This is a genomic window from Streptomyces sp. NPDC055013 (assembly GCF_053608645.1).
In genome coordinates, this window is record NZ_JBSGVW010000065.1 from 1 (window position 1) to 22,324 (window position 22,324).

Sequence of the window (22,324 nt, forward strand, 5' to 3'; positions counted from 1 at the left end):
ATGGTACTGCAGGGGGGACCCTGTGGGAGAGTAGGACGCCGCCGAACAAATTGTGAGAAAGGCCCACACCTTATGGTGTGGGCCTTTCTGCGTTTCTGGCTCAGGACGGCTGCACCAGTCCCGTGTCGTACGCCAGAATCACCGCCTGAATTCGATCGCGTGAGCCGGTCTTCGCGAGGATGCGGCCCACGTGGGTCTTTACCGTGGACTCGGCGAGGTGGAGGCGGGTGGCTATCTCCGTGTTGGTCCAGCCCTTGCCGATCACGGAAAGGATCTCGCGTTCACGGTCGGTGAGGGGAGAGAGGCGTGGGTGGTCCAGCGGCGACGGTTCCTGGCCGTTGGCGTGGCCTTGCGTCGGTAGGTGATGGGCGTACGCGTCGAGGAGGCGTCGGGTCAGGCTGGGGGCGACCACGGCGTCGCCGGTGGCGACTGCGCGGATACCGGAGAGGAGTTCCTCCGGCTGGGCGTCCTTGACGAGGAAGCCGGAGGCGCCTGCGCGGAGGCCGGCGTAGGCGTACTCGTCGAGGTCGAAGGTCGTGAGGATCAGCACTCTGGTGCGGTCGCCGGTGGTGGTGATGCGGCGGGTGGCCTCGATGCCGTCCAGGCCGGGCATGCGGACGTCCATGAGGATCACGTCGGGGTGTAGTTCCGCTGTCATGCGGATCGCCTCGCTGCCGTTGGCGGCTTCGCCCACCACCGTCATGTCGTCCTGGCTTTCGAGGAGCATTCGGAAGCCGAAGCGCTGGAGGGGCTGGTCGTCGGCTATGAGGACGGTGGTCACTGCGGGGTTTCCTCCGGGAGATGCAGGTGGACGCGCCAGCCCTGCTCGGGGTGCGGGCGTGGGCCGGCCTCAAGTGTGCCGCCGTACAGGGCCGTTCGCTCGCGCATTCCGGGCAGACCGCGGCCGCCGGTGGGTTCGGCCGGCCCGCCGGCGCCGGTGTCGGTCACGGTCGCGGTGACGGCGCCCTTCTCCTCGTACGAGAGGTCGATGTGCGCGGTCGTGTGGGGGCCGCCGTGTTTGAGGGTGTTGGTGAGGGCCTCCTGGATGACGCGGTAGACGGTGAGTTGGCGGCCCGGGGGGAGGCTGGGGGTGCCGTGGGTGGTGGTCTGGACGGGGAGGCCTGCGGCGCGTACGCCGTCGAGGAGTTGGGTCAGGTCGGTGAGGGTGGGTTGGGGGGTCAGCTCCGGGTGGGGTGCTCGGGGGTGTTCGTCGTCGCGTAGGACGTCGAGGAGGCGGCGTAGTTCGGCCAGGGCCTGGCGGCTGGTGGTGCCTATGGCGTGGAGGGCCTGGGTGGCGCGTTCGGGGGACTTGGCGGCCGCGTACTGGCCGCCGTCGGCCAGGCCGGTGATGACGGAGAGGTTGTGGCCGATGATGTCGTGCATCTCGCGGGCGATACGGGCCCGTTCGGCTGCGGCGGCGAGCTGGGCCTGCTGGTCGCGTTCGATCTCCAGGCGGCGGGCGCGGTCCTCGAGGGCCTCGGTGTGGTCGCGGCGGGTGCGGACCGTGATGCCGATGGCTACCGCGACGGCGATCGACATCAGTACCGGGACGATGTCCTTGTCCGGGGTTCCCTGCGGGTGACGGGCCGCCATCACGGCGATGGGTGCGGTGATCAGGGCCGTCGCCCACCAGAGGTTGCGGGGAGGGCGGCGCAGGGCGATGTGGAAGACGACGAGCAGCTGGAGCAGGACCGCTTGGAGGGCGATGCCGGTCCAGGCGTTGACCAGGGCGAACGGGGCTATGGCCAGGAGTACGGCGCGGGGGTGGGTGCGTCGCAGGAGGAGAGGGACGGACAGGCCGAGGCTCAGGGTGAGGACCAGCCAGCCGGGGTTGTCGCGGTCGCGGGCCACGTTGAGCCAGCCGTCGCCGTAGTAGTCGATCAGCGCGGCCAGCACCCAGAAGCCGGTGAGGTGCAGGTCCCAGACGAGCGGATGGCGTCCGTCGAAGGCACGTACGCGTCGGCTGATGCGCTGGATGTGCTGGGTGAGGGGCTCCGTCGTCGCTCGCTCGTGCGTCACGTGGTCCATCCTGCGGGGTTCGGTGATGGCCGGCACAGGGCCCTGGGCAGGAATCCGGATGAGCGATGTCGTACCCGGGTACTACGGTGGCGACCATGAGCACCACGAACCCCGGGGCCTACGTCATCCGGTCCATCCGTGCCGACGAGTGGCCCGCCGCCAAGGAGTTGCGGCTTGTCGCGCTGCAGGATCCTGTCGCGCCGCTCGCGTTTCTGGAGACGTACGAGCAGGCCGTTGCCCGGCCCGACTCCTTCTGGCAGGAGCGGGCCGCAGGGGCCTGCGAGGGGGCCGACGGGGCGCAGCAGATCATCGCCGAAGGGCCGGACGGTGTCTGGGTCGGGACGTTGACCGTGCTGGTCGAGGAGCCGGGGACGACCGACTGGGCCGGCTTTGCTGTGGAGCAGAAGCAGGGGCATGTCGTCGCCGTGTTCGTGCGGCCCGAGGAGCGCGGGAGCGGGCTGACCGACGTGCTCTTCGACGCCGGCCTGGAGTGGGCGTGGTCGCGGGGCGCGGAGCGGGTGCGGCTCATCGTGCACGAGGAGAACGGGCGGGCGCAGCGGTTCTACCGGAAGGTCGGGTTCGAGCCGAGTGGGGTGACCGTGCCGCTGGGTGAGGGGGCGGCGGAGGTCGAGTGGGAGTTCGTCATCGGGCGGCCGTAGGGGCCGGGTTCGGTGATCGGTTTGCCTGTGGCGGCTGTTCGGCTACGCCGGGAGTTCGTCGTGGGGCCAGCGGGAGCGTGCCTGTTCCCGGGACCGGAGCAGGGCCAGGGTCGGCATGCCCCGGTCCGCTCCGGTGGCCAGCAGCTCCGGAAGCTGGGGAAGTGGAGCCACGGCGGCGACGTCGTCCAGGACGAGCGTCATTGGTGGGTCGAGGCGACCGGAGGATGACCGTTCGGCCATGCGCCGGCCGCGCTCGACCACGCTTGCGGCAAGGGCCGTCAGGAGTGGCATGGCGCCGGGGTTGGCTCGGGGGTCCTCGATGGATTCACCCACCACATAAAGCGTGCCCCCTTCGTGGACGAAGGAATCCAAGGTGAGGGCATCAGTTCGGTTTGGAGTGCAGGACTCCCGGATGTTGACCGTGGAGAGGGCGGAGAGCGCCCTCGTCGTCAACTCCTGGGCCATGTCCCGCCGTTCGGGGTGGGCGGTGAGGGCCGCTTCGAGTTCGCCTGCCGCGCCCGGGGCCGCCTTCTGGTTCGTGCGCAGGATGCGTACGGCGTCCTGGATCTGGGTGCCCTGGGACCAGCGGTGGACGTGGCGGATGGTGCGGCCGTCGATGGCCGCGGCGTGCAGGTAGCTGCGCAGTAGCGTTTCGGCGGTGTCGCTGACCGCCTGGTCGAGGCGGGAGCTGGGGCGGACCGGGGTCAGGAGTGCCGCCGCTCGTGAGACCGCGGTCTGCTTGTCCTCGCAGCCCGTTGTGGGGGACCAGTGGAGGCGGGCCGGGGTGTCGCAGAGGTGGGTGGGGTCGTAGAGGAGGATCGGGCCGAGTTTCGCTCGGGCGTCCTTCGAGTCCTGCCAGACCGCGGGGTTCGACGTGACGACGAGGGCGGGGCCTTCCGCGTCGCGTACTGCCTGGGTTGCGGTGGCTTGGCGGCTCTCCCTCGGGGCTACGTGGATCTTTTCCCACGTGCCCACCCGTTCGGTGAGCAGCGCGGTGTGGGGTCCGGCGTCGGGCGCCGGCCTTTCGCTGCGTACCGCTGTCTCCGAGGCGGCTGCTGACGCCGCTGTCGTGGCCGCTGCTGTCGTCGCTGCCGTCATGGGCATCGCCGCCATCGGCTCCGCTTCCGTCCGCGGCGCCGGCACGTCGCCGTGTACCGGTGCTGGAGCGGGCTCAGGGGCCGATGAGAGGCCGGGCTGTACCGCGCTGTCCGTCTTCTCCGCCCCGGCTGTCCGCTCGGCAGCCTGTGCCTTGTCCGCGCGCCGCCCCGCCCTGACCGCCCGCCACCGTGCCACCGTCCCCAGCACGAACACGGTCAGTACGACCAGGACCATCAACTGCCCGATGAACAGCCCCCAGAACAGGCCGTACCCCGACAGCCGGCCGTCCGGCGTCTCCGGCCATGCGCCCGGGATGTCGTGGGGCTGGGCGACCAGGGAGCGCATGGCCAGAGGCGTGCGGGCGAAGGTGACGCCGGCGGGCCAGGAGCCGTGCGCGAACAGGCCCGCGAGGCCCGTCGCCGTCCAGACCAGCAGCGTCATGCCCAGGAGGAAGGCGAGCAGGCCGATCAGCAGGCCGTCGGGGATGCCTCCCTGACTGCCTCCACTGTCCCGGGTGTACCGGTGTTCCCGGCGGTCGTCCGGTCTCACGCTGCCCCCTACGCCACCGTCGATTCGGAGTCGCCAAGGTGTTGCTCCACGAAGGCCGCGGCCCGTTCCTCCGCCTCCAGCTCGGCGGCGCGCAGGGCGTCGTCGGTCCGGTCGCGGTCGGTGGACGACTCGGTCATCGCGCGGTCGGTGAAGACCAGTGGGCGTTCGGTCTCGGTGATCAGGTGCTTGACCACTTGGACGTTGCCGTTGACGTCCCACACCGCGATGCCCGGGGTGAGGCTGGGAATGATCTCCACCGCCCAGCGCGGCAGGCCCAGTACGCGGCCCGTCGCCCTCGCCTCGTCCGCCTTCTGGGCGTAGATCGTCCTGGTCGACGCCATCTTCAGGATCGCGGCGGCCTCCTTCGCCGCCGCGCCGTCGACGACGTCGGACAGGTGGTGGACGACGGCCACGAAGGAAAGACCCAGCCGCCGGCCGAACTTCAGCAGACGCTGGAAGAGCTGGGCCACGAATGGGCTGTTGATGATGTGCCAGGCCTCCTCGACCAGGAAGATGCGCTTCTTCCGGTCGGGGCGGATCCAGGTGTGCTCCAGCCAAACGCCGACGATCGCCATCAGGATCGGCATGGCGATCGAGTTGCGATCGATGTGGGACAAATCGAACACAATGAGCGGCGCGTCGAGGTCGATGCCGACCGTCGTGGGGCCGTCGAACATGCCCCTCAGGTCACCGTCGACGAGCCGGTCCAGGACCAGGGCGACGTCCAGGCCCCACGCGCGTACGTCGTCTATGGCGACGTTCATCGCCTCCGCCGACTCCGGCTCGGGGTGCCGTAGCTGCTCGACGATGTCGGTGAGGACCGGCTGGCGATCGAGGATGGTCTCGTTGACGTACGCGTGCGCGACCTTCAGCGCGAAGCCGGAGCGCTCGTCGAGGCCGTGGCCCATCGCGACCTCGATGATCGTGCGGAGCAGGGCCAGCTGGCCCGTCGTCGTGATCGAGGGGTCGAGCGGGTTGAGGCGGATGCCCATGTCCAGGGCGGCCGTCGGATCCAGACGGATGGGGGTTATCCCCAGCTCCTGCGCGATGAGGTTCCACTCGCCGACGCCGTCCTCGCCCTGGGCGTCGAGGACGACGACCTGACGGTCGCGGAAACGCAGCTGGCGCAGGACGTACGTCTTCTCCAGCGCCGACTTGCCGTTGCCGGACTCGCCGAGGACCAGCCAGTGGGGGGCGGGGAGCTGCTGGCCGTAGAGCTGGAAGGGGTCGTAGATGTAGCCCTTTCCGGAGTAGACCTCGCGGCCGATGATGACGCCCGAGTCGCCGAGGCCGGGGGCGGCGGTCGGGAGGTAGACCGCCTGGGCCTGGCCCGTCGACGTGCGCACCGGCAGCCGCGTCGTCTCGACCTTCCCGAAGAGGAAGGACGTGAAGGCGTCGGTGAGGACGGACAGCGGGTCCCGCATCAGGTCCTACCTCCGAATGCCGGTGGCGAAGGGGAGTGTGTTGACGAATGCCCGGTGGTGCTCGCGGTCGCACCACTCCAGCTTCAGATACGACTTTCCGGCCGACGCCCGGATGGTCCTCTTGTCCCGGGCCAGGGACTCGGGGGACCGGGAGGAGACGGTGATGTAGCCGACCAGGTTGACGCCGGCCGCGCCGCTCGCGAGGTCTTCGCCTCGCTGGTCGAGGCGGTTGTGGGCGGCGATGTCGCGCGGGTCGACGGTGCGGTTCATCTTGGCGGCGCGGCTGGCCTCCGCCTCGTCGTTGGTCTTCTCGGTGAGCATGCGTTCGATGGCGACCTCGGTGGGTTCGAGGTCCATCGTCACGGCGACCGTACGGATGACGTCCGGGGTGTGGACGAGCAGCGGGGCCAGGAAGTTGACGCCCACCGGGGTCATCGGCCACTCCTTCACCCAGGCCGTGGCGTGGCACCAGGGCGCGCGCGTGGAGGACTCCCGGGTCTTCGCCTGCAGGAACGTCGGTTCCATGGCGTCCAGTTCGGCCGGCCAGGCATTACGTTTCGTCATCGCCTGGATGTGGTCGATCGGGTGGTCCGGGTCGTACATGGAGTGGATGAGCGAGGCCAGACGCCCTTGCCCGAGGGGCTGGCGTACGCGGATGTCGGCCTCCTGGAGGCGCGAGCAGATGTCGGTCAGCTCGCGTGCCATGACGACTGCCAGACCGGAGTCACGGTCGACCTTGCCGCCGTGCGGGCGGGCCGCGCGGGCCATCGCCTGGGCCTCGGCGGCCAGGTCGCGTGTGAAGTGCATGCAGGCGACGAGGTACGCACGGTGCTGCTCGCTGCTCGTCGACACCATCGACTGGAGCTGGTCGTACGACTGCTGCAGCCATCCGGGGGCCCGCTCGTCGCCGCGTACGGCCACGTCCTTGGCGTGGGCGTCCGGGTCGGCGGGCAGGGTGCGGGCGAGCATCTGCAGCCGGGTGACGAAGCCGTCGCCGTTGGCCACGTGCTTGAGGAGGGTGCCGAAGCGGTCGACGAGGGCTTCCTGGTCCTCGGAGTCGCGCAGGCCGACGCCGGGCCCCTCGATCTCGATCGCGGCCGTGACCGTCCGGCGGTCGGCGTGCAGGAGCACGGCGATCTCGTCGGGCCCGAAGGGGGCGGCCAGCCAGGTGATGCGGCCGATCCCGGGCGGCGGGCCGACCTCGACCTCGCGCCCGTCGAGACCGGTGCCGGCCTCGACGGCCCCGGAGCGGTAGGTGGTGCCCTGGCGCAGGGTGCGCTTGAAGCTGCGGTTGATCTCGAACCACTTGTAGATGGTCCGGTGCTTGTACGGCACGTAGACCGCCCCGAGCGCGAGCAGGGGGAAGCCCATCAGCAGCACGATGCGCAGGGACAGGACGGGGACGAGGAGTCCGCACATCATGCCGAGGAACGCGCCCCCGATGATCAGCGCGATCTCGCCGGTCTCGCGGTTGCGGCCGACGATCGCGTTCGGCCGGGCGCGGCCGATCAGATATGTACGGCGGGGCGTGACCGGATGGGACACATGGGACTCGGTCGTCAACGCCCGTCACCTCCTGAACGATTGCTGCGGGTGTTGCTGGCGTGAGGGGTGTTCACTGGGCTGCTCGAGCGGGGTGCGGGTGCGGCGGAGGGGACAGATCCGCCGCCGTTCGAGGAGCGCGAACTGTGCGCGGCGACGCCGCCGGAGGCGGGGTTGGAGGGGCGTGCGGAGGAGCTGGACTGGCCCCCGCCGCCCTTGTTGTCCGCGCGGGAACTGTGCGTCTTGATGCCCTGGGCGACGAGGGTCGCCGGGGAGCTGATGACCGCGGCGGCCTTGCTTTCGGCGCCGCGCATGAGGCGGTTGTTGCGGGAGCCGGCGAGCTCGTCGCCGAAGCCGGGGACGAAGCGGTAGATCATCGCGCTCGCGAAGATGGCGAGCAGGATGATCGCCAGTCCGGAGACCACGGCCGAGAAGGCGTTAGGGCCGTCGTCGGCGGAGAGCGCGCCGGCCAGGCCGAGCACTATGACGATGACCGGCTTCACGAGGATGACGGCGATCATGATGCCCGCCCAGCGGCGGACGTGGCCCCACAGGTTCTTGTCGACCAGGCCGGCGTAGACGACGGTGCCGAGGAGGGCGCCGACGTAGAGCAGGGCGGCGCGGATGACCAGCTCCAGCCACAGGACGCCGGCGGCGAGGATGGAGACCAGGGACACCACGATCAGCATGATCGGGCCGCCGCCGATGTCCTCGCCCTTCTCCAGGGCGCCGGAGAAGGTGCCGAAGAAGGTGTCCGTCTGATCGCCGGTCGTTTTCGCGAGGACGTCCGTGATGCCGTCCGTGGCCGATACGACCGTGTAGAGGATCAGCGGCGTGAACGCGGACGCCAGGACCGTCAGCCAGAGGAAGCCGATCGCCTCGGAGATGGCGGTGCTGAGAGGTACGCCGCGGACGGCTCGCTTGGCCACGGCCAGCAGCCACAGGAGCAGGGTGAGGATCGTGGACGCCGCGAAGACGACGGCGTACTGCTGGAGGAACTTCGTGTTCGTGAAGTCGACGTTCGCGGTCTCCTTCACGGCCTCGCTGAGCTTGTCGACGGTCCAGGCGGCGGCTTCGGCGCAGCCCTTGGCGAGGGAGGAGAGGGGGTCGAGGGTGGAGGTGGGATCGGTGAGGGACCTGGATCCGCCGCCTCCGCCTCCGGTGCCGTTGTCTTCTTCGCAGTACTGCTTGGCGGGGCCGATGAGCAGGTCGCAGGGGTTGTCGCTCGGGGACGGCGTGGGTGTGGGGGTGGGGGCCGCGTAAGCGCGGGTTGCCAGCAGTACGGCACCGGCCTGTGCGGCGGCCACCAAGGCCGTGAACTTGAGTACGCGACGCGGGTTATCGGGCATACGTGAACCCTCCGTACTCCTCGATGGCCTTGCTGATCTCGTCGGAGCTGGCAGCTCTGTCGTCACCGGGCACGGGGGCTGGGCCGTCCTTCTGGGTGTCTGCGGTGATCTTCCAATCGCCGCTGACCCACTGCAGGTCGAAGGTCCAGGTCTTCCACGTCGAACTGACCGGATCGGTCGAGCCCTGGCCCGACATACCGATGAGGCCGGTGTACCAGACGGAGACCTTGGCGCTGCTCTGGCTGTACTGATCGACCGTGGTGCCCACAGGCACGGTGCGCGATACGAAGGTGCTGCCCTCCGGGGCGTTGCCGTTCGCATCCAGGCCGAGCTTGCTCAGGAAGTTCGCTGAGTATGCCTGATCCATCGCGTCCTGGAGCTTGGCAGCCGCCGTCGGCGTGTAGATCGTGTCGACGATGGTGTGCCGACTCTCCACGTTGAACATGCCAGTTGAACCCAGCGTCACCGCATAGTTGGCTGCCGCGCTCTGCGCCCCCTGCTCATCCTGCGCGAACCCCCCAGGAATCCCCGCCGCCTTGCCGTCCACCGGTCGCGTCCCCGTGGCTGCCGTCGTTGAGGATTTCGGCTGGTTTTCTTCCCCGTTCGAGGAACCGGAGTCGTCGCCTCCACGGTTCGCGAAGGCGATTGCGGCGATGAGGAGGACGACCACGCCGACCACGGTGACCAGGCTCCGGGACGAGGAACGGCCGCCCCGCCGCGCGCCCCCGTACGCGTCACCACCGCTTTCGGGCAGGCGCGTACGGGTCTGACCCGTGCCTCCGTATCCACCGGAAGGCTCCCGCTCGTCTCCGAGACTCATGCCGCGTACGCCCCCTCGACGTCGGACAACAACACGTTGGAGTACGACGGTAGCCGTGCTGGTTCCCGCATGGGCGCGGTGTGGTGACTCGACATCAGGGAAACGCAACCTCAGCCGGTGGGCACGACGGGTGGGTGGGGGACGAGGGGGACCGGGCGTGCCCGGAGCGGACGGAGGAGAGGGAGGGGAAGGAGCGGTTCGGGCAGTGGGCGCGACTGAGGCGGCTAAACGGCCATGCCGTACACGATCGTGAACAGCGTGCCCAGTGAGCCGATGATGAAGACGCCCGTCAGCCCGGCGATGATGAGACCTTTGCCCTGTTCGGCGCTGAACGTATCGCGCAGTGCGGTCGCGCCGATGCGCTGTTTGGCCGCCCCCCAGATGGCGATGCCGAGGCAGAGCAGGATGGCCACCGCCATCACGACCTCGATCATCACCTTCGCCTCGTTGCCCAGGCTGCCGAAGGGGCCCCAGTCCGGAGCGATCCCGCCGATGATGGTGTTGATATCGCCCTTATCGGCCGCAAACAGCATGTAAGTCACCGCCCCAGTTGGGTAGTTCCGCAGTCCCCTGCGATGCGCAGAGGTCAGGTCTCATTCTCGCCGACAATGGCGCTGTCGTATGTCGACTTGGCGTCATCGATGGGCGGGATTCGTACGAAAACCTCGTACGGTCACTCTGTGTATCACGGCAGGTCACGCCGGGCAACGAGGCCTGAGCGGAACCTGTCGTGTGGTTCCGTCGTTAGCCCTCTTCACGCCGGGTGCCGCTTCTGACGGGTGGTCGGGTGAGGGGGTCGTGCCGGTGTCCTGCGGGTGAAGGTTATCGCCGATGCGGGAACATCCCCAGGCAGGGTGCCACGGCCGCCCGTGCCTGCCAGGCATGGTGACGGGCGGTCAGTTCTCGGCGACGTTCGCGGTGATCAGTCGGAGGAGCTGTTTGGCGACCGAGCGTTCGTCGTCCGGACGGCGTTCGCGGCGCAGCAGGCCGCCCGCTTCGAGGCGCTCGAGCGGTGGGGCTGAACGCGCTGCGGGGGACGCGGGCCGCGGGGGCGGCGATCGGGCAGGCGGTGAGCGTGCTGAAGGGGGCCTTCGGCGGCTGAGCGGGGCCTGGGGCGGTAGCGCCGTAGGGGTGCGGGTGATGGGCGACGATGTGCGGGCCCGTCGTGGTGGGGCGCGCCCCTGAGGCGAAGCCGGATATCGATCCGGCCCCGCGCCCCTTCAGGGCTTGCAGCGCAGGTTCTTGAGTGGCCCTCAGCGGGGCCTGAGGCCGTGCAGCAAGTGGTGGACCAGGCTGTCGACGCCGGCCAGGGCCACCTCGGGGGTCAGCATGCCGCCGGCGATGAAGGCAGCCATGCCGTGGAGGGCGGCGCCCGTGACGAGGTTGAGTTCCTCCGGAGCGCCCTCGATGATCTCGCCTCGCTGCTGGGCGTCCGCGAGGACCCGTTCGAGGCTGCCGATTGTCTGCTCGACCGCGGCGGCCATCTGCTCCGAGGCGCCCGGCTCGTGCTTGCGGGCGTACATCAGCTCCAGCAGCTCGGCGTTGTCGATGGCGAAGCCGAGGTAGGTCCGGGCGAGGGCGGTCAGGCGGGGCTCCAGCGGGAGTGCCGGGTCGTCGGCCGCCCCCAGGGCCCGGCCGAGCCGCTCGTAGCCGGCCAGCGCCAGGGCGTTGAGCAGGGCCTGCTTGTCCTTGAAGTGCCGGCCGGGGGCGGCGTGACTGACGCCGACCTCGCGGGCCAGTTCGCGGAGCGAGAGGGCGCCGACGCCCTTCTCGCGCAGGGTGCGTTCGGCTGCGGCGAGCAGGGCGGCGCGCAGGTCTCCGTGGTGGTAGGGGCGGCTCTCGGGCATGCGCACCATCGTAGCTTGATGTTGTCGGTGCCATCTTTGTTGGCGGCGTCACCATTGTTGTCATTGACAGCATTGTTGGCGACGCCTACATTCGTTGGTATGGCTGACAAAACGAAGAAGAAGACGTGGGACGCGACCAGCCTCCCTGACCTGGGCGGCCGCACGGCCGTCGTCACCGGCGCCAACAGCGGCATCGGCCTCACCGCGGCAGATGCGCTGGCCCGATCCGGCGCGCACGTCGTGTTCGCCGTACGGGACCTCGATCGGGGCCGGGCCGCGGCCGCGACCGTGACCGGCAGTACCGAGGTGCGGCGCCTGGACCTGGCGGACCTGGCGTCCGTGCGGGAGTTCGCCGATGCGTGGCAGGGGCGGCCGCTGGATCTGCTGATCAACAACGCCGGCGTGATGATGCTGCCGCAGCAGCGGACGGCGGACGGCTTCGAGATGCAGTTCGGCACCAACCACCTGGGCCACTTCGCGCTGACGAACCTGCTGCTGCCGTACGTCACCGACCGGGTCGTGACGCTGTCGTCCGGTGCCCATCGGTGGTTCGGCGCGAGGATCCGCTTCGAGGACCTGAATTGGGCGTCCGGCTACGACCCGAATCGCGCGTACGCCCAGTCCAAGCTGGCGAACCTCCTGTTCACGCTGGAACTCCAGCGCCGCCTGACGGAGTCCGGCTCCCCGGTCCGCGCCCTGGCCGCCCACCCCGGCTATGCCGCCACGAATCTGCAGAGCCACGCGGGGAGTCCGCTGATGCGGGCGTTCATGAGGATCGGCAACAGGGTCTTCGCGCAGGACGACAAGGCGGGCGCGCTGCCGACGCTGTACGCCGCGACCCAGGACCTCCCCGGTGCGAGCTACGTGGGTCCCGACGGGCTGGGCGAGATGCGGGGTGCGCCGACGCTGGTCGGGCGGACGAGGGCGGCCAGTGACGCGGAGGTGGCGCGGCGGTTGTGGACGGTGTCGGAGGAACTGACGGGCGTGAGCTCGCCGTTGGGGGCGTTGGACCGGGTGGCGGCCGAGCGATAGGGCGCTCCGCCGCCCCCCCCGGCTGGGTCAGGACTCCGGCTGCGTCACCGTCAGAGCCCAGCGGATGTCGTCCGCCGAGGCGTCGACAGCGATCACGAAGGACCCGGGGCGGACCACGCCGGGATCCATGGTCACGGAGCCCACCCCGGCCTCCCCGGCGGGACAGTCGACCGAGAACGCGGCGGTCTCCGTCTCCTGCCGCATCGTCACCCGCACATCGCCGCCGCCCTCGCACGCCACCGTGAGCACGGTCGGCAACCTCTCCCACGCGCCGCCGGACACGGCTCCGCCGTCCCCTGTCTGCTCCTCCACCCACAGCAGCCCTTCCGGCCCCGGATGGGGCAGCAGGACATCGGTGGATGCGGCGGCAGGGCCCGCCGCCACGCCGGTCAGCGCACAGGCCACGAGGGCTGTCACGGGCAGGGCACGGCTGGTTCGTCTCACGATCGTTCCCCTTGAAGTCGCGTGCGGACTAGGTCAGTTGCTCGTTCGGGGTCCAGCCTGCCTTGCCGGATGACCTTGTGCCTGAGTATGCGTACTCAGGGGTAGGCCGTTCGCGGAGGTGGTCGCACGATGTCGTTGCCGAGCCTGCTCGGGGTGTTCGGGCACCCGGACGACGAGGCCCTGTTCGCGGGCGGAGTCCTCGCCCGGCACGCGGCCGCCGGTGCCCGCACGGCCGTCGTGACGGCGACCTGGACCCCGGACACGCAGCGCGGCGCCGAACTCGCCGAGGCGCTGCGGATTCTCGGTGCGGGTGAGCCGCGGATGCTCGGCTACGCCGACGCCGGGGCGCCGCACTCCGCCCCCGGCCGTCCGCGGCTGTGCGATGTGCCGCTCGACGAGTCGGTGGGGCGGCTGGTCGCTCACATACGGCAGTTCCGGCCGCGGATCGTGCTCACCCACGACGCGTACGGCGGCCTGACCGGGCACCCCGACCATGTGCACACCCACCGCGTGACCACGCTCGCGGTCCAGGAGGCCGGCCTCGGACGACTCCATCCGGACGCCGGCGCCCCCTGGCAGCCGAGCGCCCTCTACCTGGCCACCCATCCGCACTCGGCGCTCCCCGCCCTGGCGGAACTGGCCCGCGCCGGCAAAGGGATGAACACCGTGCCGGACGAGCGGATCACCGCGACCGTCGACGTGCGCCCCTGGCTGGACCGGAAGTGGGCGGCCGTACTGGCGCATCGCACCGAGGTGGAGCGAGGGGCGGTACCCGGGTTGCTCGCCGGCTTTCCGGCGGTTGTACGCGAGCGGATTCTGGCGACCGAGTGGTACATCCGGCAGGATCCGGTCTCCCGCGCGTCGCGCCGGACGGAACCGACCGCCTGACCGGCCCCCCCCGTCGACGCGCCCACCGGCAAGCCGGCAGCGCTGAACGCTACTTCGCGGACACCGCGTCCCGGATGGTCCGCGCGGTGGCCTTCGGGTCGTAGTTGTCGGGGACGCCCTCGACCAGGATGATGTCGCCCTCGATGTGCCGGGAGCGCAGAGGTGCGATCTCGCGGTAGGCCGGCGAGTCCCACCAGGACCGCGCCTCGGTGATCCCCGGGAAGCCGATCATCACGACGTGTCCGGGCCAGTTGCCCTCCTTCACCTCGTGCTGGGTGCCGTGGACGAGGAAGCGGCCGCCGTACGGTTCGAAGGTGGCCGGGAGGCGCTCGATGTACTCCGCGATCTCCGGGTGCGGGGCGGCTTCCTGCAGGTGAGCAATGGCGTAGGCGGGCATGGTGTCCTTCCGTTCTTTCGGGCTCCCTCTGGTGTCGATGCTGGCACGCGGGCTTGCCGGGGATCGATTACCGCTCAGGTAATGCCGGTCATGGCTGCCTCGGTTGCCGCGGATTCCCGGTGGGAAGCTCATAGACTGGCGCGGGCGGAATCCCGGTGGGCGAGGGGCGGTTGACGGTGCGTAAGGCATGGATCGTGGCGGGCGCCGCACTCGCGGCGGGGCTCAGCTTCGTGATGCTGCTCGTCGTCGGGGTCTACATCGTCGCCGGGAACCTCGCCGGCGGAGTGGGCGGAGCGTCCAAAGCGCTGGCCAAGGGGGCCGTGCCGGCCGCCTACTCGGCGCTCGTGCAGAAGTGGGGCAACCTGTGCCCCGCCATCAACCCGGCGCTGCTCGCCGCCCAGCTGTACCAGGAGAGCGGGTTCAACCCGAAGGCGCAGAGCCCGGCCGCGGCACAGGGCATCGCGCAGTTCATTCCCGGGACCTGGGCCACGCACGGCATGGACGGCGACGGCGACGGCGACCGCGACGTCTGGGATCCGAATGACGCGATTCCGTCGGCCGCGTCGTACGACTGCAAGCTCGCCTCGTACGTGAAGGACGTACCCGGCGATCCGACGAAGAACATGCTCGCGTCCTACAACGCGGGGGCGTACGCGGTCATCAAGTACAAGGGTGTGCCGCCGTACAAGGAGACCCAGAACTACGTCAAGACGATCACGACGCTGCAGCAGAGCTTCGCCGCGCCCGTCAGCCGTGTCGATCCCAGCAAGCAGGCCGCCGGCGCCATCTACTACGCCCAGAAGAAGCTCGGCACGCTCTACCTCTGGGGTGGTGACGGTACCGCCGAGGACAACGGGCGGTTCGACTGCTCGGGGCTGACGAAGGCCGCGTACGAGAGTGTCGGGATAACGCTGCCGCGCGTCGCCAACGACCAGTGGAACGCGGGGCCGCATCCGGCCAGGGAGGAACTGCTGCCGGGAGATCTGGTGTTCTTCTCGGACGACCTCACCAACTCCCGGGCCATCCGGCATGTGGGTATTTATGTCGGTGGCGGGTACATGATCGACGCGCCGAGAACGGGTGCTGTGATCCGGTTCGACCCGATCGACACCCCGGACTACTTCGGGGCGACCCGGGTGACGGAAGATGGCGCGAAAGCGCTGCCCACGACGGTGTAGACGGAGCGTGAACCCACCCCCTGAGCTGCGGCGATGGGTCTCTCTTCGATAACGTCTGCGTGATCATTCAGTGGAGGGTGGAACGTATCAACAGGGGCCGTGCGTTCCTGTTGTCGTAGCCGGATCCACCACCACGGGGGTGGGCGGAGCGGCGTACGCACGATGCGCCGGAGAGACGACGAAGGGGCCGCAGCATCATGGCTGGACTCGCAGAATCCGGGTCGAACCCCGACGTCGACCTGCTCTTCGACATCAATGGCCTGGCCAAGGATGCGCCGCGCTGGTTCGACCGGGTCATGGAGTACGTCGGTGAGTACGGGCTGGTGCTCGCCATGGTGCTGCTCGTGGTGTGGTGCTGGTGGTCGGTGCGGCGCCGTGGCGACGAGGACGCCGCCTCGTCCGTCGCCGCGCTCGTGTGGGCGCCGCTGGCTGCCGGGATCGCGGTCCTGGTGAACGTGCCCATACGGGGGTTCGTCGAGCGGCCCCGGCCGTTCCGTGATCACCAGGGGCTCGAGGTCCTGGTGAGCGGCAAGACCGACTACTCCTTCGTGAGCGACCACGCGACGATCGCCATGGCCCTGGGAGTCGGGCTGTTCGTCGCCAACCGGAAGTTCGGCCTTGCCGGGATCGGCCTCGCTCTCCTCGAGGGGTTCTGCCGGGTCTACATGGGCGTGCACTACCCGACCGACGTCATCGGCGGCTTCGCCCTCGGCACCGCCGTCGCCCTCCTGCTGTCACCCCTGGCCATGGCCCTGCTGACACCCGTGATGTCCGCCGTCGAACGGTCGCCGAGGGGTGGCCGGCTGATCAAGGCTCGGGGGCAGTCCCGGGCAGGCGAGCGGGAAGCGGTGATTCCGGGTGCTCGGAAGGAGACGGCGGGTGCGGAGGAGCGGGACCTTGCGGCCTAGCCGCGACTGCCCCGCCCGGCACTTGTCCTGGCCCCGGCCGCAGGGTTAAAGCGCCTGTGGGTATGTGAAGAAGCCCTGCGGGTCGTACTGCTTCTTCAGCTTGGTCAGGCGGGTTGCCGCGTCGCCGTAGTAGGCCTTGCGCCAGTTCCTCAAGGTCGGGTCGGAGTAGTTCTGGTAGGCGGCGCCCGAGGCGTGGGGGCGCATGGCGTCGTGGGCCGTGGTCAGCCAGGCCTGAGCCGCGGTGCCCGCCGTGCCGGCGCGCCAGGAGGCGAGGTACTGGGCCAGCATGCGGGAGCGGCGGTGCACGAAGGCCGTCGCGGTGGGGGAGACGCGGTTGACGGCTCCGCCGAGGGCCGTGAAGGCGATGCTGCCGGCGCCGCCGCGCACCGACTGCACCTGCTTCAGCAGCGTCTGGATGCCCGCCGCGGAGAGCGAACGGTCGAAGAAGTCCGACTTCGCCGCGTACGTCTCCCGGCCCAGCTTTCCCTGCGGGGAACGACCCGGAGTGGAGCCGGGGAGGTGACACTGCGCGTCCGTGGAGAAGGACGAGCAGCCCGCGTACAGGTCCATCGACTCCTCGTACGAGCGGCGCTTGAGCGAGACGCTCCTCGCGGGGCCGGGGCCGCCGGGGCGGTCGGCGAGGCGGTCCACCGCGTTCTGGAGTTCGCGGTACGTGCCCAGGGAGAACGCGGCGACGGAGATGGTGGGGGTGCCGCCGGCGTGGTTCGCGATGTGCAGGGACGACCAGATCTCGTCCGGCTGGGTCGGGCCCCACTCCTGCCAGGCCTTGATCAGCGCGGTCGCCTTCGACCAGGGCCAGGTCATGTATGCCGTTACGGCCTGGGGGGCGGGGTGCGTCTTGAAGTGAAGTTCCGTCACCACGCCGAAGTTGCCGTTGCCGGCGCCGCGCAGGGCCCAGAAGAGGTCCTTGTTGGTGGTGGCGTCGGCGGTGAGTTGCTTGCCGTCGGCGGTTATCAGGGTGGCCTGGGTGAGGCTGTCACAGGTCAGGCCGTAGGCGCGTGACGTGACGCCGTGGCCGCCGCCGAGCGTGAGGCCGGAGACGCCGACGGTGGGGCAGGAACCGGCGGGGATCGTGACGCCCTTGGCGGCGAGGGCCCGGTAGACGTCGATGAGCTTGGAACCGGCGCCGACCACTGCGGTGTTGCCGGTGGCGCGGATGCGGTTGAGCTTGGAGACGTCGAGAATCAGGCGGTTGTTGCCGGAGGACCAACCGCCGTAGGAGTGGCCGCCGTTGCGTATGGCGACGTGGAGGTTGTGGGCTCGGGCGTAGGCGAGGGTGGTGCGGATGTCGTCGGGGTGGGAGACGTAGGCGACTGCGGCGGGCTTCAGGGTGTCGAAGCGGGTGTTGTAGAGCTGGTGGGCGGACTTCCAGGAGGCGTCGCCGGGGCGTATGAGGGGGCCGTCCAGGTCTTGGGCGAGGGCGGTCCAGTTGGCGGCGGCGGATTTGCTGGTGGCGGTGGTTTGGGTGCGGGTGCGGGTGCCGGTGCCCGTGCTGCTCGTGGTTGCGCCGGTGCCGGTGCCGGTGCCGGCGCCGGTGCCCGAGCTGCTGTTGCACGCCGTTGCCGTCAGGGCGGTTGCGGCTGCTGCCGTGCCGCCGATGAAGGTGCGCCGTTCCATGTCGCCTCCTGGGGGTTCGTGGAACGAGACGGGGTGGTGGCGGGTGGGGTTCCATGGGGTGGGAGATGACCTGGGTGGTGGTCGGGTGTTTTCTCGCCCCCGCCGCCCCTACCCGTCCCGTCACCAGGGGCTCCGCCCCTTCGACCCCACTGGGGCTGCCGCCCCAGACCCCGCTTCGGCCCTGAACGGGCCTCGTCCTCAAACGCCGGACGGGCTGAAATGCCTGAGCGGGCCTCGTCCTCGAAGGCCGGATGGGCTGGAATGCCGGAGCGGGGCTCGTCCTCGAACGTCGGATGGGCTGGAATGCCGGAGCGGGGCTCGTCCTCGAACGTCGGATGGGCTGGAATGCCGGAGCGGGGCTCGTCCTCGAAGGCCGGATGGGCTGGAATGCCGGAGCGGGGCTCGTCCTCGAACGTCGGACGGGCTGGAAATACGCCGCGCCCTCAACCCCTCACATGCCCCTCCGCATCCGCCCGGGCCAGGCTGCGGGCCCGTCTCGCGGGGCCGCGCCAGCCGCAGGTGCAGTGGGCTGTGCAGAAGTGGCCCTTCTCCACTGTTGTCGTGCGGTGGTTCGAGGGGTCGTCGGGGATGGGGGGAGACGTTGGTTCGTCCTTCTGCGCCACGGCGGCAACGTTACCCAAGGCAAGTAGGCGCAACGCCTCCCGCGTGCGTGACGGGGGCACCTACCCGTCGTTATCCGGAACGAAGGGGGCCCGTGACGGACGTACCGGCTGGGGGTAGGCAGGCGATGACGGAGCGGCAGCAGCACAGGCAGAGGCGTGGGGCGGGCGTTGCGGCAGGGGTCCTGTGTGTCTGCCTCGCGGGCAGCGGGTGCGTGGCGCAGAGCGGGGCCGCGGTCGACGACTCGCGGCACGGGGACGCCGTGAAGGTCGTGCGGCGCGCGGCCGATGCGCTGGCCGGGGCCCGGTCCTCCAAGGCCCGCACGTCCATGGAGATGGCCACCGGTGGCACGCGGGTCACCATCCGGGGTGAAGGCGTGTACGACTTCCGCCGGCAGGTGGGGCGGCTGAAGGTGCTGCTGCCGCAGGACCCCGCCGGTGCCCCGGCGCAGCGGCCGATCGTGGAGCTGCTCGCTCCCGGGGCGCTGTTCATGAAGAACCGCGGTGCCGGTGTGCCCGCCGACAAATGGGTGCGCGTCGAGACGCGGTCGCTGTCCGACGGGAACCTCGTCACCGGTGGGGCGACCGATCCGTACGCGGCGGCGGAGGTGCTGCGCGGGGCTCGGACGGCGACGTATGTGGGTGAGGAAGAGGTCGCGGGGACGGCGGTGCGGCACTACCGGGGGACGGCTGACCTGCGGGTTGCCGCGCGGGAGGCCTCCGACGGGAACGCGGAGTCCCTGGCGGCGGCGGCGAAAGGGTTCGCCACGGACGAGGTACCGTTCGACGTCTATCTCGATGACGAGGGGCGGATCCGCAAGGTGCGGCACCGGTTCAGCTTCGTCAACGGGCAGCAGCAGAGCGCCGTCGCCGTGGCCTCGACGACCTTGCTGTACGACTTCGGGGCCCCCGTCGACGTACGGCTGCCGGACGGTGACGACATCTATGCGGGCAAGATCGCCGAGGAGTGAGGGCAGCCGCAGGTGTACGTGACAGGCGTCAAGAACTAGCCCGTCCGTGCCATGCGCGGTGTGTAGGCCGCTCCCTACTCTAGGAAGTCGGTAACGGCAGAGAAGAGGTGATGCACGTGGCTCCGGTCGGCGGTACGGCAGTTCAGGACTACGTGGCCCTCGCCGAGATCGAGTTGTGCGGAGAGCTGATCATCGCGGCCTCGGCCGCTCGTGAGGACCGGCTCAGCCTGGAGGACATCGACGAGGTGCTGCGAGTCGCCGAGGAGCGCGACGTCGACGGTGGGTGAGGTGCCGGTGGGTGAGGCGTCCCTCACGTCCGCAGCAGTCGGCCGATCGCCTTTGTGGCCTCCTCCACCTTGGCGTCGATCTCCGTACCGCCCTTGAGGGCCGCGTCGGCGACGCAGTGGCGCAGGTGTTCCTCCAGGAGCTGGAGGGCGAAGGACTGCAGGGCCTTGGTCGAGGCGGACACCTGCGTGAGTATGTCGATGCAGTAGACGTCCTCGTCGACCATGCGCTGCAGGCCACGGATCTGGCCCTCGATACGGCGCAGGCGCTTGAGGTGCTCGTCCTTCTGCTTGTGGTAGCCGTGGATGCCCCGGTCGTGGTCCGTCACGATCTCGGTGGTGGCCTGATCAGCGGCGGAGGGTGCACCCGCGCCGGCCTCGGTGGTCGTCATCGCGTCCTCCAGACATAAACCGCGTCACATACCCCTACTGGGTATATCGTATCGAACTTTGCTGGGTATAGGGCCCTGTGGCCGACGCCGTGATTCGGCCGCTGGACTGGACCACTGGGCAGCCCCCGTGCCGACCACTGTGCCTGATGGGCGACACTGGAGGACGGCCCATTAGCCGTGGCCGGATGATGCGCCTAGCATCAGCCTGACCGAAACCGATGCTTCTTGAGGACCCCACGTGCGATTTCGTCTGACCCCCCGGGAGACGAGCTTCTATGACATGTTTGCCGCATCCGCGGACAACATCGTCACGGGCTCGAAACTCCTGATGGAACTGCTCGGGGCGGACACCGCCGGCCGGGCCGAGATCGCAGAGCGTATGAGGGCCGCGGAACACGCAGGTGACGACGCCACACACGCGATCTTCCACCAGTTGAACTCCTCGTTCATCACGCCGTTCGACCGCGAGGACATCTACAAGCTCGCGTCGTGCCTCGACGACATCATGGACTTCATGGAGGAGGCCGTCGACCTGGTCGTCCTCTATAACGTCGAGGAACTGCCCAAGGGCGTCGAGCAGCAGATCGAGGTGCTGGCGCGGGCCGCTGAGCTCACGGCCGAGGCCATGCCGAACCTGCGGACCATGGACAACCTCACGGAGTACTGGATCGAGGTCAACCGCCTCGAGAACCAGGCCGACCAGATACACCGCAAGCTCCTCGCCCACCTCTTCAACGGCAAGTACGACGCGATCGAGGTCCTCAAGCTCAAGCAGATCGTGGATGTCCTGGAGGAAGCGGCGGACGCCTTCGAGCACGTGGCGAACACGGTGGAGACCATCGCCGTCAAGGAGTCCTGAGACCCTCACATGGACACCTTCGCTCTGGTCGTGACCATCGCGGTCGCGCTCTTCTTCACGTACACCAACGGCTTCCACGACTCGGCGAACGCCATCGCCACGTCCGTGTCGACGCGGGCCCTGACGCCTCGGGCCGCGCTGGCGATGGCCGCGGTGATGAATCTCGGCGGTGCCTTCCTCGGGTCCGGCGTCGCCAAGACCGTCAGTGAGGGGCTGATCCAGACGCCGGAAGGCTCGAAGGGGATGGGGATCCTCTTCGCGGCGTTGGTGGGCGCGATCACCTGGAACCTGATCACCTGGTACTACGGCCTGCCGTCCTCCTCCTCGCACGCGCTGTTCGGCGGCATGGTGGGGGCGGCGCTGGCCGGCGGTACGACGGTGTACTGGAGCGGGGTGCTGGAGAAGGTCGTCATCCCGATGTTCGTGTCGCCCATTGTCGGGCTGTGCGCGGGCTATCTCGTGATGACGGCGATCATGTGGATCTTCCGGCGGGCGAATCCGCACAAGGCCAAGCGGGGGTTCCGGATAGCGCAGACCGTTTCTGCCGCCGGGATGGCGCTCGGGCATGGTCTGCAGGATGCGCAGAAGACGATGGGCATCGTGGTGATGGCGCTGGTCATCGCCGATGTCGAGGATTACGGCGATCCGATTCCGGTGTGGGTGAAGATCGTTTGTGCGGTGATGCTGTCGCTCGGGACGTATGCGGGTGGATGGCGGATCATGCGGACGCTCGGGCGCAAGATCATTGAGCTTGATCCGCCGCAGGGGTTTGCCGCGGAGACGACGGGGGCGTCGATCATGTTCACCACGGCGTTCCTGTTCAAGGCGCCGATTTCCACGACGCACGTCATCACCTCGGCGATCATGGGTGTCGGGGCGACGAAGCGGGTGAATGCCGTGCGGTGGGGTGTGGCCAAGAACATCGTGCTCGGGTGGTTCATCACGATGCCCGCGGCGGCGCTGGTTGCGGCGGGCGCGTTCGGGATCGTGAACCTGGCGTTCCTGTAGGCGCCGGGTTCCTTTCGCCCCCGCCGCCCCTACCCGTCCCACCTCCAGGGGCTCCGCCCCTTCGACCCCGCCAGGGGGCTGCGCCCCCTGGACCCCCATCGGCCTGAACGGCCTCGTCCTCAAACGCCGGACGGGCTGAAATGCCTGGACCGGAGCTGAGAAGTGCCGTCGCACGGTGCGTAACCCCCTGCGGGTGGGTGGCGGCCAAGGATGGCGCAGCCCTCCTCTTCAACCGCCGGACGGTCCGGATTGGCGCGACCGGCGCAGAAGAAGGCGCGTACCCCCACGGCGCCGCACCCGCGTACGGCGGCAAGGGGACGTGCCGGGGGGTGTCCGCCCGCAGTGGCCGGCGTCAAGAAACGAAAACCACCCTGCCCAACCCCAACCGCCGGTCCGAG

22 protein-coding genes and 1 pseudogene are annotated in these 22,324 nt (G+C 69.5%); 9 read left to right on the forward strand and 14 right to left on the reverse strand.

Features of this window, described 5'->3' with window-relative positions; translation table 11 throughout:
* Positions 1–100 precede the first annotated feature (100 nt).
* Both ACWGDB_RS40815 and ACWGDB_RS40820 read right to left on the reverse strand, forming a co-directional pair.
* Complete coding sequence (locus ACWGDB_RS40815; protein WP_453827116.1) at positions 101–781, reverse strand: response regulator; 681 nt, start codon at positions 779–781, stop codon at positions 101–103.
* Positions 778–2,028 carry a sensor histidine kinase gene (locus ACWGDB_RS40820; RefSeq protein WP_453827117.1) on the reverse strand — a complete coding sequence of 417 codons (1,251 nt, stop codon included), beginning with the start codon at positions 2,026–2,028 and terminating at the stop codon, positions 778–780. Before ACWGDB_RS40820 ends, ACWGDB_RS40815 begins: the two co-directional genes overlap by 4 nt.
* An 86-nt stretch (positions 2,029–2,114) precedes the next feature.
* On the opposite strand from ACWGDB_RS40820, the gene ACWGDB_RS40825 reads away from it, so the two are divergent.
* Positions 2,115–2,678: a GNAT family N-acetyltransferase gene (locus ACWGDB_RS40825; protein WP_453827118.1), complete on the forward strand. Its 564-nt coding sequence runs from the start codon at positions 2,115–2,117 to the stop codon at positions 2,676–2,678.
* Between the two features lie 42 nt (positions 2,679–2,720).
* On the opposite strand, the gene ACWGDB_RS40830 is transcribed toward ACWGDB_RS40825, so the two are convergent.
* From ACWGDB_RS40830 to ACWGDB_RS40865, 8 genes and pseudogenes are all read right to left on the reverse strand, one after another.
* The gene (locus tag ACWGDB_RS40830; RefSeq protein ID WP_453827119.1) at positions 2,721–4,325 is read right to left on the reverse strand and encodes a type IV secretory system conjugative DNA transfer family protein; all 1,605 of its coding nucleotides are present in this window, start codon (positions 4,323–4,325) and stop codon (positions 2,721–2,723) included.
* 8 nt (positions 4,326–4,333) lie between these two features.
* A complete protein-coding gene (locus tag ACWGDB_RS40835) occupies positions 4,334–5,749 on the reverse strand; it encodes an ATP-binding protein (RefSeq protein WP_453827120.1) in 1,416 nt (471 codons plus the stop codon).
* 6 nt (positions 5,750–5,755) lie between these two features.
* A complete protein-coding gene (locus tag ACWGDB_RS40840; protein WP_453827121.1) occupies positions 5,756–7,312 on the reverse strand; it encodes an SCO6880 family protein in 1,557 nt (518 codons plus the stop codon).
* Entirely contained in the window at positions 7,309–8,640 is a 1,332-nt protein-coding gene (locus ACWGDB_RS40845) for a hypothetical protein (protein ID WP_453827122.1), read from the reverse strand. The genes ACWGDB_RS40840 and ACWGDB_RS40845 overlap by 4 nt, the downstream gene beginning before the upstream one ends.
* On the reverse strand, positions 8,630–9,460 hold the full coding sequence (locus ACWGDB_RS40850) for a hypothetical protein (RefSeq protein WP_453827123.1): 831 nt from the start codon (positions 9,458–9,460) through the stop codon (positions 8,630–8,632). Before ACWGDB_RS40850 ends, ACWGDB_RS40845 begins: the two co-directional genes overlap by 11 nt.
* 224 nt (positions 9,461–9,684) lie before the next feature.
* Positions 9,685–9,993, reverse strand: a complete 309-nt coding sequence (locus ACWGDB_RS40855; RefSeq protein ID WP_003991275.1) for a hypothetical protein — start codon at positions 9,991–9,993, stop codon at positions 9,685–9,687.
* 363 nt (positions 9,994–10,356) lie between these two features.
* A pseudogene (locus ACWGDB_RS40860) lies at positions 10,357–10,479 on the reverse strand (MarR family winged helix-turn-helix transcriptional regulator); the annotation flags it as partial.
* 234 nt (positions 10,480–10,713) lie between these two features.
* Positions 10,714–11,316, reverse strand: a complete 603-nt coding sequence (locus ACWGDB_RS40865) for a TetR/AcrR family transcriptional regulator (protein ID WP_453827124.1) — start codon at positions 11,314–11,316, stop codon at positions 10,714–10,716.
* A gap of 90 nt (positions 11,317–11,406) precedes the next feature.
* Here ACWGDB_RS40865 and ACWGDB_RS40870 point away from each other — a divergent pair, with 90 nt between their 5' ends.
* A complete protein-coding gene (locus ACWGDB_RS40870; protein WP_453827125.1) occupies positions 11,407–12,339 on the forward strand; it encodes an oxidoreductase in 933 nt (310 codons plus the stop codon).
* A 27-nt stretch (positions 12,340–12,366) separates the two neighbouring features.
* Here ACWGDB_RS40870 and ACWGDB_RS40875 read toward each other — a convergent pair whose 3' ends face one another.
* Positions 12,367–12,783: a hypothetical protein gene (locus ACWGDB_RS40875; protein ID WP_453827126.1), complete on the reverse strand. Its 417-nt coding sequence runs from the start codon at positions 12,781–12,783 to the stop codon at positions 12,367–12,369.
* Between the two features lie 129 nt (positions 12,784–12,912).
* On the opposite strand from ACWGDB_RS40875, the gene ACWGDB_RS40880 reads away from it, so the two are divergent.
* Positions 12,913–13,671 carry a PIG-L family deacetylase gene (locus ACWGDB_RS40880; RefSeq protein ID WP_453827127.1) on the forward strand — a complete coding sequence of 253 codons (759 nt, stop codon included), beginning with the start codon at positions 12,913–12,915 and terminating at the stop codon, positions 13,669–13,671.
* Positions 13,672–13,720: 49 nt separating this feature from the next.
* Here ACWGDB_RS40880 and ACWGDB_RS40885 read toward each other — a convergent pair whose 3' ends face one another.
* Positions 13,721–14,068 (reverse strand): DUF1330 domain-containing protein, encoded by a 348-nt coding sequence (locus ACWGDB_RS40885; protein ID WP_453827128.1) that lies wholly within the window; start codon positions 14,066–14,068, stop codon positions 13,721–13,723.
* 170 nt (positions 14,069–14,238) lie between these two features.
* Between ACWGDB_RS40885 and ACWGDB_RS40890 the strand changes: the two genes are divergently transcribed.
* Together ACWGDB_RS40890 and ACWGDB_RS40895 are read left to right on the forward strand one after the other, a co-directional pair.
* A complete protein-coding gene (locus tag ACWGDB_RS40890; protein ID WP_383607236.1) occupies positions 14,239–15,246 on the forward strand; it encodes a C40 family peptidase in 1,008 nt (335 codons plus the stop codon).
* A gap of 197 nt (positions 15,247–15,443) precedes the next feature.
* Positions 15,444–16,154, forward strand: a complete 711-nt coding sequence (locus tag ACWGDB_RS40895; RefSeq protein WP_453827129.1) for a phosphatase PAP2 family protein — start codon at positions 15,444–15,446, stop codon at positions 16,152–16,154.
* A 45-nt stretch (positions 16,155–16,199) separates the two neighbouring features.
* Here ACWGDB_RS40895 and ACWGDB_RS40900 read toward each other — a convergent pair whose 3' ends face one another.
* Positions 16,200–17,792: an FAD-binding oxidoreductase gene (locus tag ACWGDB_RS40900; RefSeq protein ID WP_453827130.1), complete on the reverse strand. Its 1,593-nt coding sequence runs from the start codon at positions 17,790–17,792 to the stop codon at positions 16,200–16,202.
* Between the two features lie 748 nt (positions 17,793–18,540).
* On the opposite strand from ACWGDB_RS40900, the gene ACWGDB_RS40905 reads away from it, so the two are divergent.
* The gene (locus tag ACWGDB_RS40905; RefSeq protein WP_453827131.1) at positions 18,541–19,383 is read left to right on the forward strand and encodes a hypothetical protein; all 843 of its coding nucleotides are present in this window, start codon (positions 18,541–18,543) and stop codon (positions 19,381–19,383) included.
* 110 nt (positions 19,384–19,493) lie between these two features.
* On the forward strand, positions 19,494–19,670 hold the full coding sequence (locus ACWGDB_RS40910) for a hypothetical protein (protein ID WP_453827132.1): 177 nt from the start codon (positions 19,494–19,496) through the stop codon (positions 19,668–19,670).
* A gap of 23 nt (positions 19,671–19,693) precedes the next feature.
* Here the strand turns inward: ACWGDB_RS40910 and ACWGDB_RS40915 are convergent, their stop codons facing one another.
* Positions 19,694–20,059, reverse strand: a complete 366-nt coding sequence (locus ACWGDB_RS40915; RefSeq protein WP_328880732.1) for a metal-sensitive transcriptional regulator — start codon at positions 20,057–20,059, stop codon at positions 19,694–19,696.
* A 238-nt stretch (positions 20,060–20,297) separates the two neighbouring features.
* Between ACWGDB_RS40915 and ACWGDB_RS40920 the strand changes: the two genes are divergently transcribed.
* A complete protein-coding gene (locus tag ACWGDB_RS40920) occupies positions 20,298–20,918 on the forward strand; it encodes a DUF47 domain-containing protein (RefSeq protein ID WP_362388253.1) in 621 nt (206 codons plus the stop codon).
* Positions 20,919–20,927: 9 nt separating this feature from the next.
* Positions 20,928–21,926 carry an inorganic phosphate transporter gene (locus tag ACWGDB_RS40925; protein ID WP_383607230.1) on the forward strand — a complete coding sequence of 333 codons (999 nt, stop codon included), beginning with the start codon at positions 20,928–20,930 and terminating at the stop codon, positions 21,924–21,926.
* The last annotated feature ends 398 nt before the right edge of the window (positions 21,927–22,324 follow it).

What these genes read in the sequence shown, in the direction of transcription:
- ACWGDB_RS40820 (WP_453827117.1), bottom strand. Translation starts at nt 2,028, where the DNA reads ATGGACCACGTGACGCACGAGCGAGCGACGACGGAGCCCCTCACCCAG.
- ACWGDB_RS40825 (WP_453827118.1), top strand. Translation starts at nt 2,115, where the DNA reads ATGAGCACCACGAACCCCGGGGCCTACGTCATCCGGTCCATCCGTGCC.
- ACWGDB_RS40835 (WP_453827120.1), bottom strand. Translation starts at nt 5,749, where the DNA reads ATGCGGGACCCGCTGTCCGTCCTCACCGACGCCTTCACGTCCTTCCTC.
- ACWGDB_RS40845 (WP_453827122.1), bottom strand. Translation starts at nt 8,640, where the DNA reads ATGCCCGATAACCCGCGTCGCGTACTCAAGTTCACGGCCTTGGTGGCC.
- ACWGDB_RS40850 (WP_453827123.1), bottom strand. Translation starts at nt 9,460, where the DNA reads ATGAGTCTCGGAGACGAGCGGGAGCCTTCCGGTGGATACGGAGGCACG.
- ACWGDB_RS40855 (WP_003991275.1), bottom strand. Translation starts at nt 9,993, where the DNA reads ATGCTGTTTGCGGCCGATAAGGGCGATATCAACACCATCATCGGCGGG.
- ACWGDB_RS40865 (WP_453827124.1), bottom strand. Translation starts at nt 11,316, where the DNA reads ATGGTGCGCATGCCCGAGAGCCGCCCCTACCACCACGGAGACCTGCGC.
- ACWGDB_RS40870 (WP_453827125.1), top strand. Translation starts at nt 11,407, where the DNA reads ATGGCTGACAAAACGAAGAAGAAGACGTGGGACGCGACCAGCCTCCCT.
- ACWGDB_RS40880 (WP_453827127.1), top strand. Translation starts at nt 12,913, where the DNA reads ATGTCGTTGCCGAGCCTGCTCGGGGTGTTCGGGCACCCGGACGACGAG.
- ACWGDB_RS40885 (WP_453827128.1), bottom strand. Translation starts at nt 14,068, where the DNA reads ATGCCCGCCTACGCCATTGCTCACCTGCAGGAAGCCGCCCCGCACCCG.
- ACWGDB_RS40895 (WP_453827129.1), top strand. Translation starts at nt 15,444, where the DNA reads ATGGCTGGACTCGCAGAATCCGGGTCGAACCCCGACGTCGACCTGCTC.
- ACWGDB_RS40900 (WP_453827130.1), bottom strand. Translation starts at nt 17,792, where the DNA reads ATGGAACGGCGCACCTTCATCGGCGGCACGGCAGCAGCCGCAACCGCC.
- ACWGDB_RS40905 (WP_453827131.1), top strand. Translation starts at nt 18,541, where the DNA reads ATGACGGAGCGGCAGCAGCACAGGCAGAGGCGTGGGGCGGGCGTTGCG.
- ACWGDB_RS40910 (WP_453827132.1), top strand. Translation starts at nt 19,494, where the DNA reads ATGCACGTGGCTCCGGTCGGCGGTACGGCAGTTCAGGACTACGTGGCC.
- ACWGDB_RS40915 (WP_328880732.1), bottom strand. Translation starts at nt 20,059, where the DNA reads ATGACGACCACCGAGGCCGGCGCGGGTGCACCCTCCGCCGCTGATCAG.
- ACWGDB_RS40925 (WP_383607230.1), top strand. Translation starts at nt 20,928, where the DNA reads ATGGACACCTTCGCTCTGGTCGTGACCATCGCGGTCGCGCTCTTCTTC.